General features: G+C 61.3%; 17 protein-coding genes and 1 pseudogene. 6 read left to right on the plus strand and 12 right to left on the minus strand.

Annotated features, from left to right (window positions below):
• Window positions 1-55: 55 nt before the first annotated feature.
• Together JJC00_RS12540 and JJC00_RS12550 are read left to right on the plus strand one after the other, a co-directional pair.
• Complete coding sequence (locus JJC00_RS12540) at window positions 56-193, plus strand: hypothetical protein (RefSeq protein WP_200472849.1); 138 nt, start codon at window positions 56-58, stop codon at window positions 191-193.
• Window positions 194-926: 733 nt separating this feature from the next.
• Window positions 927-1,553 (plus strand): response regulator, encoded by a 627-nt coding sequence (locus tag JJC00_RS12550; protein ID WP_200472851.1) that lies wholly within the window; start codon window positions 927-929, stop codon window positions 1,551-1,553.
• A 460-nt stretch (window positions 1,554-2,013) separates the two neighbouring features.
• Here JJC00_RS12550 and JJC00_RS38070 read toward each other — a convergent pair.
• From JJC00_RS38070 to JJC00_RS38950, 5 genes and pseudogenes are all read right to left on the minus strand, one after another.
• Window positions 2,014-2,230, minus strand: a pseudogene (locus tag JJC00_RS38070) (efflux RND transporter permease subunit); the annotation flags it as partial.
• Between the two features lie 55 nt (window positions 2,231-2,285).
• On the minus strand, window positions 2,286-2,771 hold the full coding sequence (locus JJC00_RS12555; RefSeq protein WP_200474097.1) for a DUF992 domain-containing protein: 486 nt from the start codon (window positions 2,769-2,771) through the stop codon (window positions 2,286-2,288).
• 184 nt (window positions 2,772-2,955) lie between these two features.
• The gene (locus JJC00_RS12560) at window positions 2,956-3,825 is read right to left on the minus strand and encodes an AI-2E family transporter (protein WP_246774189.1); all 870 of its coding nucleotides are present in this window, start codon (window positions 3,823-3,825) and stop codon (window positions 2,956-2,958) included.
• Window positions 3,826-4,142: 317 nt separating this feature from the next.
• Window positions 4,143-4,379 carry a hypothetical protein gene (locus tag JJC00_RS12565; RefSeq protein WP_200472852.1) on the minus strand — a complete coding sequence of 79 codons (237 nt, stop codon included), beginning with the start codon at window positions 4,377-4,379 and terminating at the stop codon, window positions 4,143-4,145.
• Window positions 4,380-4,570: 191 nt separating this feature from the next.
• On the minus strand, window positions 4,571-4,822 hold the full coding sequence (locus JJC00_RS38950) for a DUF6894 family protein (RefSeq protein WP_433996504.1): 252 nt from the start codon (window positions 4,820-4,822) through the stop codon (window positions 4,571-4,573).
• Window positions 4,823-5,064: 242 nt separating this feature from the next.
• On the opposite strand from JJC00_RS38950, the gene JJC00_RS12570 reads away from it, so the two are divergent.
• On the plus strand, window positions 5,065-5,775 hold the full coding sequence (locus tag JJC00_RS12570) for a Bax inhibitor-1/YccA family protein (RefSeq protein WP_200472853.1): 711 nt from the start codon (window positions 5,065-5,067) through the stop codon (window positions 5,773-5,775).
• Window positions 5,776-5,781: 6 nt separating this feature from the next.
• Here the strand turns inward: JJC00_RS12570 and JJC00_RS12575 are convergent, their stop codons facing one another.
• On the minus strand, window positions 5,782-6,285 hold the full coding sequence (locus JJC00_RS12575) for a DUF1269 domain-containing protein (protein WP_200472854.1): 504 nt from the start codon (window positions 6,283-6,285) through the stop codon (window positions 5,782-5,784).
• Window positions 6,286-6,708: 423 nt separating this feature from the next.
• Here JJC00_RS12575 and JJC00_RS38075 point away from each other — a divergent pair, with 423 nt between their 5' ends.
• Window positions 6,709-6,864 (plus strand): DUF3551 domain-containing protein, encoded by a 156-nt coding sequence (locus tag JJC00_RS38075; RefSeq protein ID WP_245285286.1) that lies wholly within the window; start codon window positions 6,709-6,711, stop codon window positions 6,862-6,864.
• A 214-nt stretch (window positions 6,865-7,078) separates the two neighbouring features.
• On the opposite strand, the gene JJC00_RS12585 is transcribed toward JJC00_RS38075, so the two are convergent.
• The 6 genes from JJC00_RS12585 to JJC00_RS12610 are packed head-to-tail and all read right to left on the minus strand — an operon-like array spanning window position 7,079 to window position 11,317.
• Entirely contained in the window at window positions 7,079-8,851 is a 1,773-nt protein-coding gene (locus JJC00_RS12585; RefSeq protein ID WP_200472855.1) for a complex I subunit 5 family protein, read from the minus strand.
• Window positions 8,851-9,192, minus strand: coding sequence for an NADH-quinone oxidoreductase subunit K (locus JJC00_RS12590; RefSeq protein ID WP_200472856.1), 342 nt, complete (start codon window positions 9,190-9,192; stop codon window positions 8,851-8,853). Before JJC00_RS12590 ends, JJC00_RS12585 begins: the two co-directional genes overlap by 1 nt.
• A complete protein-coding gene (locus tag JJC00_RS12595; RefSeq protein ID WP_246774190.1) occupies window positions 9,189-10,118 on the minus strand; it encodes an MnhB domain-containing protein in 930 nt (309 codons plus the stop codon). The genes JJC00_RS12590 and JJC00_RS12595 overlap by 4 nt, the downstream gene beginning before the upstream one ends.
• Window positions 10,119-10,129: 11 nt before the next feature.
• Window positions 10,130-10,423, minus strand: coding sequence for a cation:proton antiporter (locus tag JJC00_RS12600; RefSeq protein WP_200472858.1), 294 nt, complete (start codon window positions 10,421-10,423; stop codon window positions 10,130-10,132).
• Window positions 10,420-10,710: a monovalent cation/H+ antiporter complex subunit F gene (locus tag JJC00_RS12605; RefSeq protein WP_200472859.1), complete on the minus strand. Its 291-nt coding sequence runs from the start codon at window positions 10,708-10,710 to the stop codon at window positions 10,420-10,422. Before JJC00_RS12605 ends, JJC00_RS12600 begins: the two co-directional genes overlap by 4 nt.
• Window positions 10,703-11,317 (minus strand): Na+/H+ antiporter subunit E, encoded by a 615-nt coding sequence (locus JJC00_RS12610; protein WP_246774191.1) that lies wholly within the window; start codon window positions 11,315-11,317, stop codon window positions 10,703-10,705. The genes JJC00_RS12605 and JJC00_RS12610 overlap by 8 nt, the downstream gene beginning before the upstream one ends.
• Window positions 11,318-11,541: 224 nt before the next feature.
• Here JJC00_RS12610 and JJC00_RS12615 point away from each other — a divergent pair, with 224 nt between their 5' ends.
• Both JJC00_RS12615 and JJC00_RS12620 read left to right on the plus strand, forming a co-directional pair.
• Window positions 11,542-12,645, plus strand: coding sequence for an efflux RND transporter periplasmic adaptor subunit (locus tag JJC00_RS12615; protein WP_433996526.1), 1,104 nt, complete (start codon window positions 11,542-11,544; stop codon window positions 12,643-12,645).
• Window positions 12,642-15,707 (plus strand): efflux RND transporter permease subunit, encoded by a 3,066-nt coding sequence (locus tag JJC00_RS12620; RefSeq protein WP_200472860.1) that lies wholly within the window; start codon window positions 12,642-12,644, stop codon window positions 15,705-15,707. Before JJC00_RS12615 ends, JJC00_RS12620 begins: the two co-directional genes overlap by 4 nt.

Below are 15,707 nucleotides of genomic sequence, written 5' to 3' on the forward strand. Positions count from 1 at the left end.
ACTGGCTGCCCTGACCGCCACTTACTATGCCAACAGAACAGCGGAGGATGATCCCTTGAGCAGCAAGAACGCGATTGCGATTGTCATTATTGTCCTCGTGCTGGCCGGCGGCGCCATGGCGCTTTATCGTCTGGACACGGGCGAGGGCACCCGGACGAGCCAGTCGGTCGCTGCCAAGACAGCGTCGGACTGAAGGCATTTCGCGAGCGGGGCGTCATGCGGTGCTCGATGTTTGCCTCTCGCGACAAGTCTAGCGCTGGCGATCAATCATCAGGGCCAGTTTCCGGCTGTGACGATTTCCTTTAACTTGGCGACCAATGTCGCGCTCGGCCAGGCGACGCAGGCGATCGGCGCGATGAAAAGCAGATGAAATGCTCGTCCTCATAACCCCAGACCACTGTCGGAAAATGCAAAGACGCCTTACCTGAACAGCTGTGGGTTGTTCTGCGACGCAACATACTCGCAGGGCCTCGATCGCTGCCGCGCCGCCGTCAAGCGGTCGATGCTACAGGCAGACGCGTCTTCACAATCGCGTTCTCGACGACTCGCATGCTGCTCCTTGCATGCCGCTAGTGGCTTATACTGATTGGTAGTCAGCGGTCGGTTTGTGGCGTGGAGGTCGGCTAAATTTATCTGAGAGTTGTCCGGATATATATCGGAACTCGCGGTTCGAAAGTTAGCGCTGCAGGAAAGCGGGGTGTATCATGCCCCTTCAGGAGGCACCGGTTGACCGGCATGTTCGAAATGCCTCTGGAGAAGGCGAATTCCGAATAGCTCCTCTCCAAGGAATAGCTCGCTCTCCAAGAAAGAGTGCATCGTCAAATTGCTTCCGAGCTTCACGATTCAATGGGCCCGCACCTAGTGGCGGCGAGCCTCAGTCTGACTGGCAACCAAGTTTTCTTGCGACAAGATCGGGCAGCCTTCTCATGAAACGAATTCTCATTGCTGATGATCATGATGCTGTTCGATCCGGGCTACGGGCGGTCCTCGAGCAGCGGCCGGGTTGGGTGATTGTTGCCGAGGCGGCCGACGGAAAATCGGCATTTGAGGCCGCTCTCAAGGAGCGGCCTGATGTTGCGATCGTCGATTTCTTCATGCCGCGCATGACGGGACTAGAAATAACTCGAGGAATAAAAAAGCATCTCCGCGAAACAGAGGTGCTGATCTTTACCGCACACGAATCCGGAGTGCTGGCTCAAGAGGCGCTTCAGGCGGGTGCGCGCGCGTTCCTGGTCAAGTCGGATGCGAACAAGCTGCTGTTGGCTGCCGTTGAAGCGCTAATGGCACGTAAGCCATTCGTCGGCGGACGATTTTGTGGTCAATCGGGTCGAGAAGACGGATCAGGCGAGGGGCATGCGAAGCTGTCGCCGCGAGAGCGGCTCGTTGTCAAGCTCGTGGCCGAGGGCTACAGCAACAAGGGTATCAGCGCTATGCTGAGCTCAAGCGTGAAAACCACGGAAACGCATCGGGCTTCGGCCATGGGAAAACTGGGGGTCAATTCGATAGCCGGACTGGTCCGCTACGCGATCAGAGCTAAATTGATTGACGAGTGAAGGAGACCAGCAGCTGCCGGTGTGGAAGCGCAGCTCTAAGAGATCGCGGACGGTCACCTCCACCGCCACCCGCAATGGCGGCGACCACGATGCCACCAGCAAACCCAACGGCGCCTGCGCGGTCTTGGCCGCCCCCAACCGGGGCTATGCGGAGGACCCCACTGCGCCTGCGTCGCGAGATCCGTGATTGTCGCGGCCGGTCCCAGATTTGGTGCGACCGGTATAGCCTCCGCCGACGCAATGAAACGAACGCCGATCGCGCCGAGAGCAGTGGCGGCAACGGCACCCTGCGCAAGACCAAGGAAGGCACGGCGTGTGGGAGCGTTCATTGTGTTTTTCTCCTCTCTTCTCGTTACGCAGTTGCACGCGGCAACGATGGTAGCGGGCAATGGCAACGTCGCTATCCGACGAAACCCTGAGCAGCAGGCCGGGAATATTTCCGGCATCCTGGTTGCGCAGGTTATGTGGTTCGGGTCGAGACCGGTCGTGCCTTCGCGCGCTCGCGCAGGCGCTGAAACGTGACGTACAGCATCGGCACCATAAAAATCCCGATCGAGCTCGCGGCGAGCATGCCGGCAAAGACAGCGGTCCCGACGGCCCTGCGGCTCGGCGGCGCCGGTTGCGGGCACGAGCGGGAGGAGCCCGAGAATGAAGGCAACCGATATCATCATTACCGCGATTACCGCGCGAGGTCCATTGTCCGCTCCTTGCAACAGGGGTCGGGGCAAGCCGCTATCGCCGTTCGCGAGGACCGAGTGTCAGGTTCGTAACTCCCGCGGCAACGTTCAATCCGATCGATCGCTCGATCGACAGAGGCTGGAGCGCAATCGTCCGGCGAGAGCCTCCGATCAGAACGTTCGCTCCCAGACCGGGGCCGAACGCGACATTGCCGCTCGCGCCCACGTAGCTCCCCCGCAGCGTGCCGGGGCCGACCCGCGAGTTCCTGGCGAAGACAGCCCATGAGAGGGTTCCCGCACTGGTCACGCCGATGTCGAGACCAACGCGCCTGATCCATCCGTCGTAGATGTACTGTCGAGTCGGGCGTCTCGTGATGAATATACAACGAAGCTCTTGCGCGGAGCCAAGCACCAGCCCAACGCGTGGAGTGCTGGTGCATATAAGGCGGCCGACCCTGAACGTCTCGGCCCGTGCGGGCAAGGCAGCGGCGCAAGTCAGGGCGGATCCGCAGATGATCGCAAGAAGCAGGTTAATGCGCATTAAGGCCTCCGTTTGGCTTCCGGTGCTGGCGGGCGAACTCCTTGGGCTGAGATCCTGGCGAAGCCAAAGCGTGATACCGAGACCGACCAGCAGGACGGCGCCCAACAGGAAGAAGATGATGGATTGCTGCAACCAGGAAATCGCCGGGGATGGATCCATTCCATCGTTCCGTTCGGCTCCAATCTCATGGCGCACTCATTTGCGATGGTCCCTTGTTGAACATCCGCGCATGGTCATCGCCCAGGTAGTCCTCGACGTAGAATCTGATGATTGCGACCCGGCCCACGGCGACCAGCGGCATGGCGAGTGCGATACCCATTACGCCCAGCATTGCGCCCAACAGCACGATCGCGACCAATGTCCATGCGGGAGGAATTTCGATCGCCTGGCGCTGGATCAGCGGGCCGATCACATAGCCCTCGATCGATTGAATGATCGTGTAGATGATGACGGCCCAGATCAGCGCCGATCCGCCGAGCGGCATCGCGACGAGCGCGATCGGGATTGCTGCAAGGATAGGTCCAAGATACGGAACGAAGTTGGAGAGCCCCGCCTGCAGCCTAAGCACGAAGGGGCCGGGAAGCCCGATAAGATAGAGCGCAATCCACACGCACAGTGTCGTCAGGATGATGCGGATCAGCTGTCCGACGAACCACAGCCGCATGACGTTTCCCATCTCGTTCATCACCGCGCGTGCCCGGGCGCGATACGAGGGCTTCGCCAGCAACACAAGGCTCTCGCGGTGGCTGGTGGGATCAAACGCAAAGAGGATACCGAGGAACGCGATCACCAGCACACCGGTCAGAAAGCTCGACGCTCTGCCAAGGACGAGCTGGGCGTGGCTGAAAAACCGGCCTTGATCGGACAACAGCCACTGCGCAAGATCGCGGCCCCATTCCGGACCAAGTAGATCGACGCCATAGGTCAGAAGACGCTGCTGCAAGACGTCGAACTGGGTGTCCATGACCTTCAGCAAGATGCGTGTTTGCTCCGGCAGCTTGCCGCTTCCCCAGGCGAGGCCCAGTCCGACGATGGTGGTGAACAGCAGCAGCACGATGTCAGCCGGCAGAGGCGATTGAGTGGAATCACGAGCGTCAGTGCCCGCGCGGCGGCATCCAGAAAGGCCGCAAACAGCACGCCGGCGAAGATGATGAGAAGACTCGAGGCCGTTTGCCATACGAGGAAGAGGGCAACGCAAGCGGCGAGCAAGGCGAGACCCGTTGCGAGAAAGCCGCGCCGCCTGTCGGTCATGCCCTGGTCTGGAGGCTCGCGGACCACGACCTCGCGCGGTTGCTCTTGTCCTGTCCTCACGTCGCTCATCGATCGGGTGTCTCGGCGGCGGACTACAATGATGAACTGTTGCGCCGGGGCTCAGGTGCGAACACGGCGGCTGCCATAATGGGGATGCGAACCGCCGCGATGACGCCAGTAGCGATGCTTGGTGGGGTTCGTATTCGTATTTGGCGCGGCAGCGTTTGGCGCAGGTGTCGTGACCAGCTTTGGCGCGGATGCGGCCGGATCGGTCGTCTGCGCCTGGGAACTGGTCGGCTGCGCGGCCACAATCGATCCGGCAAGGATGAGGGCGCCGCAAACGGTCCGGACATTCATGTCTGTCTCCAACTGACCCACAACACAGCAGATCGTGATGGCGCCGACGGCCAACACATAGACGCGGACGCATGCGGCGAATCCTCAATCCCGGCGATGAGGTGGCCGCAAGGGGCGAATTTGAGTGGGGCAGGCCGGCCACCCTCGGCTACGAGACTAGGGGCGGCTTTCCCGTTCGCACATCGGGGATTCTATGTAGAGGGGGAGGCAGGAAATCGGTCGACGGCCTCTCGTGAGGACTTGCCGACCAATGAGCTCGCCGGCCCGAGCGCAGCGGTCCCGGTGACCAACACGAAGCTCGCGCGGAACAACTCGCCAGCCTTTGCCAGTTCAGCCGCGATTCGCCCCGCATGCAGAGCGGCGGCATCCTGGTCGGCGCACTCGCATCCAGTTCCGTCTGGACAAAGGCCGTATTTGTCGACGATGTGAAAGAAGTAGCGCATGCGGACGGATTATTAGGCCGGTGCGTGACCAGCTTCCAGTGACAAAGGTGTAAGACTCCAGGCAAAAAGGATGAACAGCTTCAGCAACCCCAGGTTACGTTTCGGTAAGTCGCTCTGGCGTGATACGGGTATCCCGAGATAGGGTGATATATCCTGCGGCACTCGGGTGATCATCCGATGTTCCCGCAAGGGCCGGATGGCTAGCTTGGTTTGTTCGTGCGGACCAATCGAGGAGGCAAGCGATGTCGAATTATGATCCGAACCTGACTGCCTCAGGCACTGGTGGCGGCGCGCTTGCGATCGATCCCGGATTGCGCGCCTACATGCTGCGTATCTACAATTACATGGCTGCGGGCGTGGGCCTGACCGCAATTGTAGCGTGGCTGACGTATCAGCTCATGGGTCCCGCGTTGCTTGAGAGCCCGTTGATGTGGGTTTTCATCCTTGCGCCACTCGGGCTTGTGTTCTTCATCGGGGCGCGCATCAATACGCTGTCGGCGGAAACGGCGCGCATTCTGTTCTTCGTCTATGCTGTGCTGGTTGGCGTCTCGCTCTCGACGCTGCTGCACATCTATACTAGCGCCTCGATCACGCGCGTCTTCTTCATCGCGGCCGCAATGTTCGGGGCACTCAGCGTCTTCGGCTACACCACGAGGCGCGACCTGTCGGCGGCCGGCAGCTTCCTGTTCATGGGCCTGATCGGCATCATCATCGCAAGCCTGGTCAACATCTTCCTGAGATCGACGGGGCTCGATTGGTTGATCTCGATCGTCGGCGTCGGTGTCTTTGCGGGGCTTACCGCCTACGATACGCAGCGGATCAAGGCGATGTATGAGAACAGGGACGATGAGACAACGGCAGGCCGCAAGTCCGTGATCGCGGCACTATCGCTCTACCTCAACTTCCTCAATCTGTTCATGATGCTGCTGCGTCTGCTCGGCGGTCGACGATAGGCGGCTTCAGGCCGCCGGCCTCTCCGCCGCACTGGCGAGCGCATCGCGCAGGATCTTTTCCTTGGTCTCGTCCAGGGATGTCTTCAGCACGACCCCGCCGGCATCCTTGATCTCACTCAACACCTTGTCGGCTGTCATGTTCTTGATCAGGACGAAGAGCGCGGCGTTGCCGGGGTGGAGCGACGCGGACAGCTCCTTCATGAAGGAGTCGTTGATGCCGAAATCGGACAAGGCGCCTCCAAGCGCGCCGGACGCAGCGCCGACCGCGACACCGATGATCGGATTGAGGAAGAGCACGCCAATCAGGAGCCCCCAGAAGCTGCCGGCCATCGCGCCCGTCGCCGTGGTGTTGACGAGTTGGTTGAGTCTGATGTTGCCGTTCTCGGTCTTGACGGCGATTACGGCGTCACTGATGGTGATCAGATATTCCTTTTGCAGTTTGAGCAGCCGCTGACGAACGTCCTCGGCCTTCGCCTCGTTCGGATACACGATTGCGACAAGGTCGGACATGGAGACCTCCGTTTCCATTGGGATAGCCCCGCCCAGGAGAGACCGATCCCGACTGCACGGTGCGAAGTCGAGACTAGAGGGTAAGCCGCCAGCCCGGCATCGGAGAAAACCCCGGGCTCGAAGGATGAATTTCCGATGCGCGAAGAACAGGTCGGTAGTCGCCGTAATACGTTCAGCTAGTACTGTGGAGAAGGCTGCATCGCTCGTTGACGACGCCTTACATCAGGTGACTCCCGATCTTCTAACAGGTGAACACCTGATATTCCGATGGGTTCGAATGCTTCAATCTGCTGGCGCAATGACACACTCACACGGGAGAGAAACATGCCGAGGTTTAAGCCGTCCCTTTCATCCGCTTTGCTGGTCCGTGCGCCAATTCGCAAATCCATGATCGCAGCAGCGTTGCTCACGTTCACGGCAACCATGTTCGCGTTTGTTGCGCCGGGAGAAGCGGCGCGCGAAATCCAGTGGTGCGCCAAGGTCGCCGGACGAGGGACTCACTGTATGTACCATACTGAAGATCAATGCCGCGCATCGCTCAGCGGAAGAAGCGGGACTTGCGTCCGCAGACGGACGTAAATCGCGCAGCTCTTCCTCAGGTGGTGACTGGCTTGAACGTGAGTTATATCCATCAGAGTGCGGCGCGGCAGACATGGACCGCGCCGCACTCACGAGTCCGTTGGCAAGCCGAGCAAAAGTTTTTGCGGACCATTCGATCGCGATCCTATGGTGGCGCTGGACAAACGTCTATCCGGGAGGACCGCTTCACGATAGGATTCGAGCGTTCAGGTACTCAAGTTGCTCCGAATATCGAGGCGGCGAGCAGCAGCGTCACTGCGAGCATGCAGATGCCGGCCGCCGGCCATTGACGGAGAACGTGATCGCCTCTTTCGACAAGGCTGCCAAACCCCAAACACGCGCGCCGGAAGGGGCTGCGCACGGTCTTCAAATCGTTCCGGGCCACCGTACCGGCCAGCGGATGTGACCAGGGACTGAGCAGGATCGCGAGCGCGACACCTCCGAGCACGGTTGCAAGCAATTTGACGAACGCTTCGACGCCGAACAGTTTCGATTCCAGAGCATACGGGATCGGCAAATACGGCTCCCATGGCAGCAGGCCAAGGAATAGCGAGCAGAGCGCCAAGGCTAGCGCCGCCAAACCGTTGCCGCGTGGTGGCCTCGCGGCGAGGGCGACCGGCTGATCCGGAGGCGAAAGCGCGTGGGCGAGTACCAGTACGACATAGGCGGCCGTGAACATCCCGCCAACCTGGAGCACGCCAGCCCACCACCACTGTCCCGTCCGCGCCGTCTCCTGGAGCAACAATTCCTTCGCAAGCGACGCACCGCCCGGCTGGATTCCCATCAGTGCGAAGCCGGCTAAGGCGAAAGTCATGACGCTCAAGGGCAGAGCGCGTGCAGCGCCGCGGATCCCGGTGATGCGATCATGGCCCAGTCCGGCGTAGATCGACCCGACTGCCATGAACATCGCCGCTTTCGCGGTGGCGTGGGAGATCGCCTGAATCAATCCACCCGCCAGGGCCTGTCCAGTCTGGAGTCGGCCCGAGGCATCGAGTGCGAGAGGAAACAGCAGGAAGAGGTACCCGATCTGGGCCAGTGTCGAATATGCGACGAGCAGCTTGAGGCGCTCCTGCCGTAGGGCAACGATGCTCCCGACGAAGATGGCACCGGCCCCCAGCGTTGCCAGAAACTGTGCAGCGGTAAAGCCCGGCAGGGCGGGCAGCACGTCGAACCAGAGCCGCAGGAGGATGAAAAACGATCCCTTCACGATCAGGCCGGACAGGATCGCGCTTGCTGCGGCAGGGGCGCCGGCGTGAGCAGGCGGCAGCCAGAGGTGCAGCGGAAACAGTGCGGTCTTAGCGAGGAGGCCAGACGTCATCAGCGCCGCCGCAATGAGCGCGCCGGGCTCGGCGGAGACGCGATGAGACAGCAGCACGATATCCAGCGTGCCATAGAGGCCATAGAGCAGCGCGGTGCCCATCAGATAGAGGACCGAACCGATCAGTGCGAAGAGCAGATACCGCAACGCAGCCCGAAGCGTCTCCGCGCGGCCATCGAGAGAGACCATGGGCACCGCGGCGAACGTCAGCAATTCCAGTGCAACATACAGCGTGAAGAGGTCTCCCGCGACGAAGATCGTGTTCAGCGCGCCCCAGACTGCCAGCAGCAGGATCCAGAATGCGAATGGTGCGCGCGCTTCGACAGATTGAGGACGAAAATCGGTCGCGGCAAAAATGGCGACCGCGCAGATCACGACCGCCGTCGTCGCGAGCATGACCGCCGACAATCCGTCCGCGCGGAGGGCTACGCCGAGCGGTGGCGGCCAGGCGCCGAGCAGATAGACGAGGTGGCCATCGCTCCGCGGCAAGAGCACGAGGACAGCGGCAGCAATCGCCAATCCGACCGATATGACCGCGGAGGCAACCGGCCGGACGTAGCGTTCGCCGAGAGCGAACTCCAGCAGAACGCCCGCGACCGGCACGACGATCGACAGCACCAGCAGGAAGCCGCCGGCGGTCGTCACCAGCGCGGGGGCCTGGGGCAGCATCAGTTACCGGACGGATCGGAGCGCGGGCTCGCCGCCGCCCGACTGTTGAGTGTCGTGGAGCCTGTGATCTGGAAAAGCCGCAGCAACAAGCCGATTGCGAGAGCCGTCGCGGAAAACGCGACCACGACTCCGGTAATCACCAGGGCCTGCGGCACCGGGTCGTTACCAAAGCCCGCCGCCGCGCCTCGTCGCCCGACGATGCCGAACAGAAGAAATACGCCGCTGCCGAGCAGGTTGAATGCGATGATCTTGCGAAGTGGTTGCGGGGCCGCAATCAGGCCATAGAGTCCGAGTCCGACTGCCGCGGCAGCGTACGATCCGAACACGGTCACGGCGCTCATCGCTCTGCGCTCCTTTCAGGTGCACCGGCGAGCAGCAGGCCGAGCGTCGTCGCGATCGTCAGGAGCATCGCGGCCTCAATGCTCAGAATCAGCGGTTTGGCGAACGCAGCCGGATAGGCAAGGAACGCCGACCCAAAACAGATCCCGCCAAGGCCGACGACAAGGAATAAGCCGGGGCCGGCCACCAGAACGAGCCGAAGCCATCGACTGCGCACGGGTGGGGTATCCATCAGCCCGGCCATGATCACCAGCAGCCACATCGATGCGAGAACCGCGCCGCCCTGAAATGCTCCGCCGGGGTGATCAGCGCCCGTCCACAGGATGTAAATGCCGACGACGATGCCGGCGGGTGGCAACAGGCGCGCGAGAAAGGCGAGAACACCATTTGGATCAGCCTGGTGGCGTGGTCCGGGACGACCTCCCCAGGCCTGGTCCGACGCAAGGGACCAGACACCGACGATGGCGAGCAGGAGCACGACCTTCTCGAGCATGGTGTCCATCGCGCGGAATGCCATGAGCACGTTGGTGACGGGGTTGGCCATTCCGGTCGCCCCCGCGTTCGAGACGACCTCGGGCGCGAGCGTTGGCGCTGGATTGGGCGGAAGCAGGATCGCGACAGCCAGCGCTGCTGCGATCGACGCCGACAGCGCTGCGGCGCTCAGACGCACAGTCAGACTTGGTCGTTCATTTGTCATCGCCTCGGTACCGCGCAGCCGGGCCGCAGCACCCAATAGCACGACGCCGCCCAGGCCTCCGCCAATTGCAGCCTCGGTCAGCGCGACATCGACGGCGTCCAGACGGACCCAGATCAGCGCAACCAGCAGTCCATAGGCGATAAAACCGACCGTGGCCGAATAGGTGTCGGGGACGGCTATCGTCCAGATGGCGAGGCCCAGCACCACGACGGCGAGCGCGATCTCGAACACTGTTGCGATGCTCATCTACCCGATCCGCTTTGACGTGCCGCGCGCGCTATCAATTGGGAGACGGTGGCGCCCGCGAGCAATACGAACATCCAGATGCTGATCAACTTCAGTCCGTCGCGCAGGCCTCCTGTTTGGGGAAGCAGCCCGAGCACCACGAAACCCAGGCCGAGGTTGTCGGCTTTGCTGAGCGCGTGCAGCCGAGTCAGCGTATCGGGAAAGCGAAGAAGGCCGACAGTGCCGGCGAAAAAGAAGAACACGCCTGCCGGCACCGCCGCAACCGTGATGATGTCGCGTGCGACGCTCATCTGTCCTCCCCCGGACCGGCCCCATCGGTTTCGAGGCGGGAAAGCCCCTTCTTGACGAATGCGATGGACGCGAAAGTCGCGAGCAGTGCCAATATCAATGCCACGTCGACAGCAGCAGGCACGCCTGTCACGGTGCCGATCAGTAGCAAGACGGCAATGCCGGCAGTCCCGATCAGTTGCGCCGCCATCATCCGGTCGGCATCTGCCGGGCCACGCAAGATGGACACCAGCCCGAGCCCGAGCATCGCCAGGATCAAGCCGACTGCGGTTGTCAGGAATTCAGTCATTGTAGAGGGCTCGAACCAACGCCCCTTCCTCCGCGGCAAGTTCGGCAACGACCGGTTGCCCGACGTCGAGGCAGTGATAGACGATCTGCCCGCTCTCCTCCCCGGTTGGCACCGTGCCAGGCAAAAGGCTGGTGAGGGTCGCGAAAACGTTACGTCGCGTCCCGCGTGAGAGGCCGGTTGGATAGACCACAAATCCCGGACGCAGCGGCAGCCGGGGATCGAGCGCGCGGCGCGCGACATCTACGCCGGCGACCACCGACTGGTACAGGAAGAGCAGCACCAGGCGGACCAAGGCAGGACCCGACCACCGGGATCTGCTCGGCTCCAGCAGGTGCAGGCTCGTCCAGGTTGCTGCCGCGATTGCGGCCGCCGCGGCAGGAATGTCTGTGGGATTGACGCCGGCAAGCACGAGCCAGAGGCAGAGGAAAAATGCGGCCCTGAAAGTTGCAACCCGCCACAAACCTTCAACCGCGACGGCCGTGCTCCCATCTCGATCACCTGAGGATCCTGTCATGCCGGTTTCCTCGATTGCTCCCGGATTGTGTCGCCTGGCTGTGCCGCATTTTTGAAGAAGCGCGTTTGCGTGCCGTATAGACGATTGCATCATGCGTCGTCGGCGGAACCGGCGACATCGGGTGATTGCCTGATCATGTCCTGGGAATCTGCTGATGGTCGACCACGGATTCCATCCGGCGCCACCGAGTAGATTTACCGATACTGACGGCGGACCCCTTCGGCAAAAATGCCGATGGCGGCACCGGGAACATACGACCGCGGAAAGCGCAATGCTCCCGGCAAGATCTCACTCCCGGAACGGAACAGTTCATGTTCATGTACGACAGCCGATCCCCGCCTCGAAACATCCTCACATCGACGCTGGTGGCGGCATTCTTGCTGATGCTGGCAGGATGTGGACGGGAGACCGAAACCAAGGACGCATCTCCGCCGCGGATCGTACGCACAGCGACCGTCGAAAAGCGCAAGGTCACGACGCCGCTGACATTCTCCGGACGGGTCGAGGCAGAAGACGAGGTGAATATTGCCTTCCGAATCTCGGGCCGCCTGTTGAGCAATGACACCAAGGTAGGCGACCGGGTCAAGGCAGGCCAGGTGCTGGCGCGATTGGAGTCGCAGAATGAACTGAGCGCGCTGCGACAGGCGCAGGCGTCCCTTGCTGCCGCTCAGGGGCAACTGACGCAGGCGCGCAATCACTTCGATCGCCAGGAGACGCTGTTGGCGCAGGGGTGGACCACGCGGGCCAACTATGATGCGGCAACCCAGGCACGGCAAACCGCGCAGTCGCAGGTCGATGCGGCCGAAGCGCAACTGAGTTCTGCGCATGACCTCGTCGGCTTCACCGAGCTCAAGGCTGATGCTCCCGGCGTGATAACAGCTACTGGTCCAGTCGCCGGCGAGGTCGTTCAGGCCGGGCAGATGATCGCCAGGGTTGCGCGGCAGGATGGCCGCGATGCGGTCTTCGATGTCCCCGCTCAATTGATCAGGTCGGCCTCCGCCGATCCAGAGATCACCGTCAGCCTGGCAGATGATCCGACGATAGCCGCGCAAGGGCGCATTCGCGAAGTTGCTGCACAGGCTAGTGCTGTGACCCGAACCTTCGAGGTCAAGGTGGGTCTGACCGATCCGCCAGCTGCGATGCAGTTGGGTGCGTCGGTGATAGGACGCGTGAACACAACTGCAGGGCCGATGATCGATATTCCGTCTTCCGCGCTGACCAGGATGAACCAGCAGCCTGCTGTATGGATCGTCGATCGGACCACCAATACGGTTGCGGTACGCAATGTGGATGTGCTGCGGTTTGATGAAGCGCAGGCTATCATTTCCCAGGGGCTCGACATCGGCGAAGTTGTTGTCACCGCCGGCGTTCAGGCGCTGCATCCGGGTCAGAAGGTCCGCGTTCTTGGATCCGAGCCATGAACAGAATGAATCTTTCCGATTGGGCTCTGAAACACCGTTCGCTGGTTGTCTATATGATGATCATTGCGGTGGTCGGGGGTTCACTGTCCTATTTCCGGTTGGGGCGCAATGAAGATCCTGCCTTCATCATCAAGACCATGGTCGTCCAGGCCGCGTGGCCCGGCGCAACTGTGGAAGAGACGATGAAGCAGGTAACCGAGCGCCTCGAACGTCACTTGCAGGAAACGCCGCATCTGGACTTCCTGCGAAGCTTCACCAGGGCCGGTGTCGCGACCGTCTTTGTAAATCTGAAGGGGAATGCGAACGCGAAACAGGTGGCCGACACTTGGTATCACGTACGAAAGACGATCGGAGACATGCGTCACACGCTGCCCGCGGGCGTGATCGGGCCCGGGTTTAATGACGAATTCGGCGATACCTTCGGCATCATCTATGGCTTTACCAGCGACGGCTTCACGCAGCGTGAGCTGCGCGATCGGGTCGAGGACATCCGATCAAGGCTGCTTCTCGTACCTGACGTGTCGAAGGTTGAGCTTGTGGGTGAACAGGATGAGGTGATCTTCGTCGAGTTCTCCACGAAGGAACTTGCCGCCCTTGGAATTGATCGATCCGCTCTCATTGCGGCTCTCCAGTCGCAAAACATCGTGCGTCCGGCGGGAACGATACAAACCGGCTCGGAAAGTATCTCGATTCGGGTGTCAGGCAGCTTCCAATCGGAGCAGGACATCGCCAACATCAATTTCTCCGCCGGCGGGCGCATGCTTCGCCTGAGCGATATTGCGCAGGTGCAACGCGGCTACACGGATCCGCCCCAGCCGATGTTTCGGGTCAATGGCAAACCGGCAATAGGTCTTGCAATCGCCATGAGGGATGGCGGCGACATTCTCGCGCTCGGCGCCAATATCAAAAAGGCAATGGCGCGAATCACCGCGGATCTCCCCATCGGAATCGAGCCCAGCCTGATGGCGGACCAGCCCGTTGTCGTCAACCAGGCGATTCGCGAGTTCACAGTCTCATTGATGCAGGCGATCGGCATCATCATGGCGGTGAGTTTCATCAGCCTGGGCGTGCGACCCGGCCTTATCATCGCGCTCGCCATACCATTCACGCTGGCGATCGTGTTTCCGATCATGGGACTCCTCAGCATCGATATGCAGCGAATATCGCTTGGCGCGCTCATCATTGCGCTTGCGTTGCTGGTCGACGATGCGATGACCACGACTGATGCGACGCTCAGTCGGCTCGCAGAGGGAGCCAGCAAGATCGAGGCGGCAACTTTCGCGTACCGGACTCATGCAATGGCAATGCTCGCGGGCACGCTGGTAACGATAGCTGGCTTTATACCGGTCGGTTTTGCTGCGAGTTCCGCCGGTGAATACACGTTTTCGCTCTTCGCCGTGGTCACGATCGCACTGCTGGTTTCCTGGTTCGTTGCGGTCATTTTCACCCCACTTCTCGGAGCAGCCATCCTCGTTCCGCCGAAGCAAACAAGTACGGCGGATCAGGGCAGGATCTTCCGCATGTATCGGAGCTTCCTGACTTTCGCGATGCGCGCGAAATGGCTGACGATCGCACTCTCCTTGGCACTCTTTGTTTGTTCGGTGCTTGCGCTGCCGCTCATTCCGCGACAGTTCTTTCCATCGTCGGACCGTCCAGAGTTGCTCGTGGACCTCAGCTTGCCGCAGAACTCGTCAATCCATGCGAGCGACGTCGCAGCAAAGCGGCTGGATACGGCCCTTTCGACCGATGCCGATGTGGCGCGGTGGAGCACCTATATCGGGCGCGGCGCCATCCGCTTCTATTTGCCGCTTAATGTTCAACTCCCGAACGATTTCTTCACGCAGGCCGTCGTGATCGCCAAGGACGTCGCGGCACGCGACCGTCTGCATTCCAAGCTCGAAAAGCTGCTCGCGCAGGAGTTTCCTAACGCGATTTCGTTTGTGTCTCCGCTCGAACTCGGACCGCCGGTCGGATGGCCGGTGCAGTATCGGGTTGGTGGGGCTGACGTGGAACGGGTGCGCGAAATCGCGCTCAAGGTCGGACAGATCGTCGCTTCCAGTCCGGACACCAAACAAGTGAACTTCGATTGGATGGAACCCAATCGCCAAGTGCGGATTCGGGTGGACCAGAACGAGGCCCGCCTTCTCGGCCTCAGCTCGCAAGCGATTGCGACAGTCTTGAATACGGTCATATCCGGCACACCCATTACCCAAGTTCGCGACAATATCTATCTGGTCAACGTGGTGGCGCGAGCGACCAACGAGCAGAGGGTCTCTCTGGACGGCTTACGTAACCTGCAGGTGGCGCTGCCGGGTGGACAGACTGTTCCTCTCAGTCAGTTCGCCTCCTTTGAGTATGACCAGGAGTTTCCACTCGTCTGGCGGCGCGACCGCATTCCAACCCTGACGGTTCAGGCTGCCATCGCCGGTGACAAGCTGCCGGAGAGCGTGGTCACGTCGCTCTCGACGGCGATCGAGAATCTAAGAAAAACCCTTCCTTCGGGGTATAGCGTCGTCGTGGGCGGCACCGTGGAGGAAAGTCAGAAGTCGCAGGCATCCGTGCTGGCGGTGGTGCCGGTGATGCTGTTCGTCATGTTCACCGTCCTCATGGTGCAACTCCAGAGCTTTCCGAGGCTGTTCATGGTGCTAAGCGTAGCTCCGCTCGGCCTTATCGGCGTCGTTGCAGCGTTGATGCTGTCCGGCAGGCCCTTGGGCTTTGTCGCCATTCTCGGTGTACTGGCGCTGCTCGGCATGATCAGCAAGAATGCTGTCATTCTGATCGGTCAGATCGACGCCGAACGCGCCTTGGGCAAGACGCCTTGGGACGCGGCGGTGGATGCCAGCAGCTCCCGTTTTCGGCCGATCATGTTGACGGCGGTGTCGACCGTTCTCGGCATGATCCCCATCGCACCAACGGTGTTCTGGGGACCGATGGCATTCGCGATCATGGGCGGACTTCTGATCGCCACCGTCCTGACGCTGGTCTTCCTGCCAACATTGTATGTGACCTGGTTTGCGCGGGACGAAAAAGAGCAACCGCCCGCGGGAGCGCGTCCGGCCTGA

Source organism: Bradyrhizobium diazoefficiens, assembly GCF_016616885.1.
GTDB lineage: Bacteria > Pseudomonadota > Alphaproteobacteria > Rhizobiales > Xanthobacteraceae > Bradyrhizobium > Bradyrhizobium diazoefficiens_F.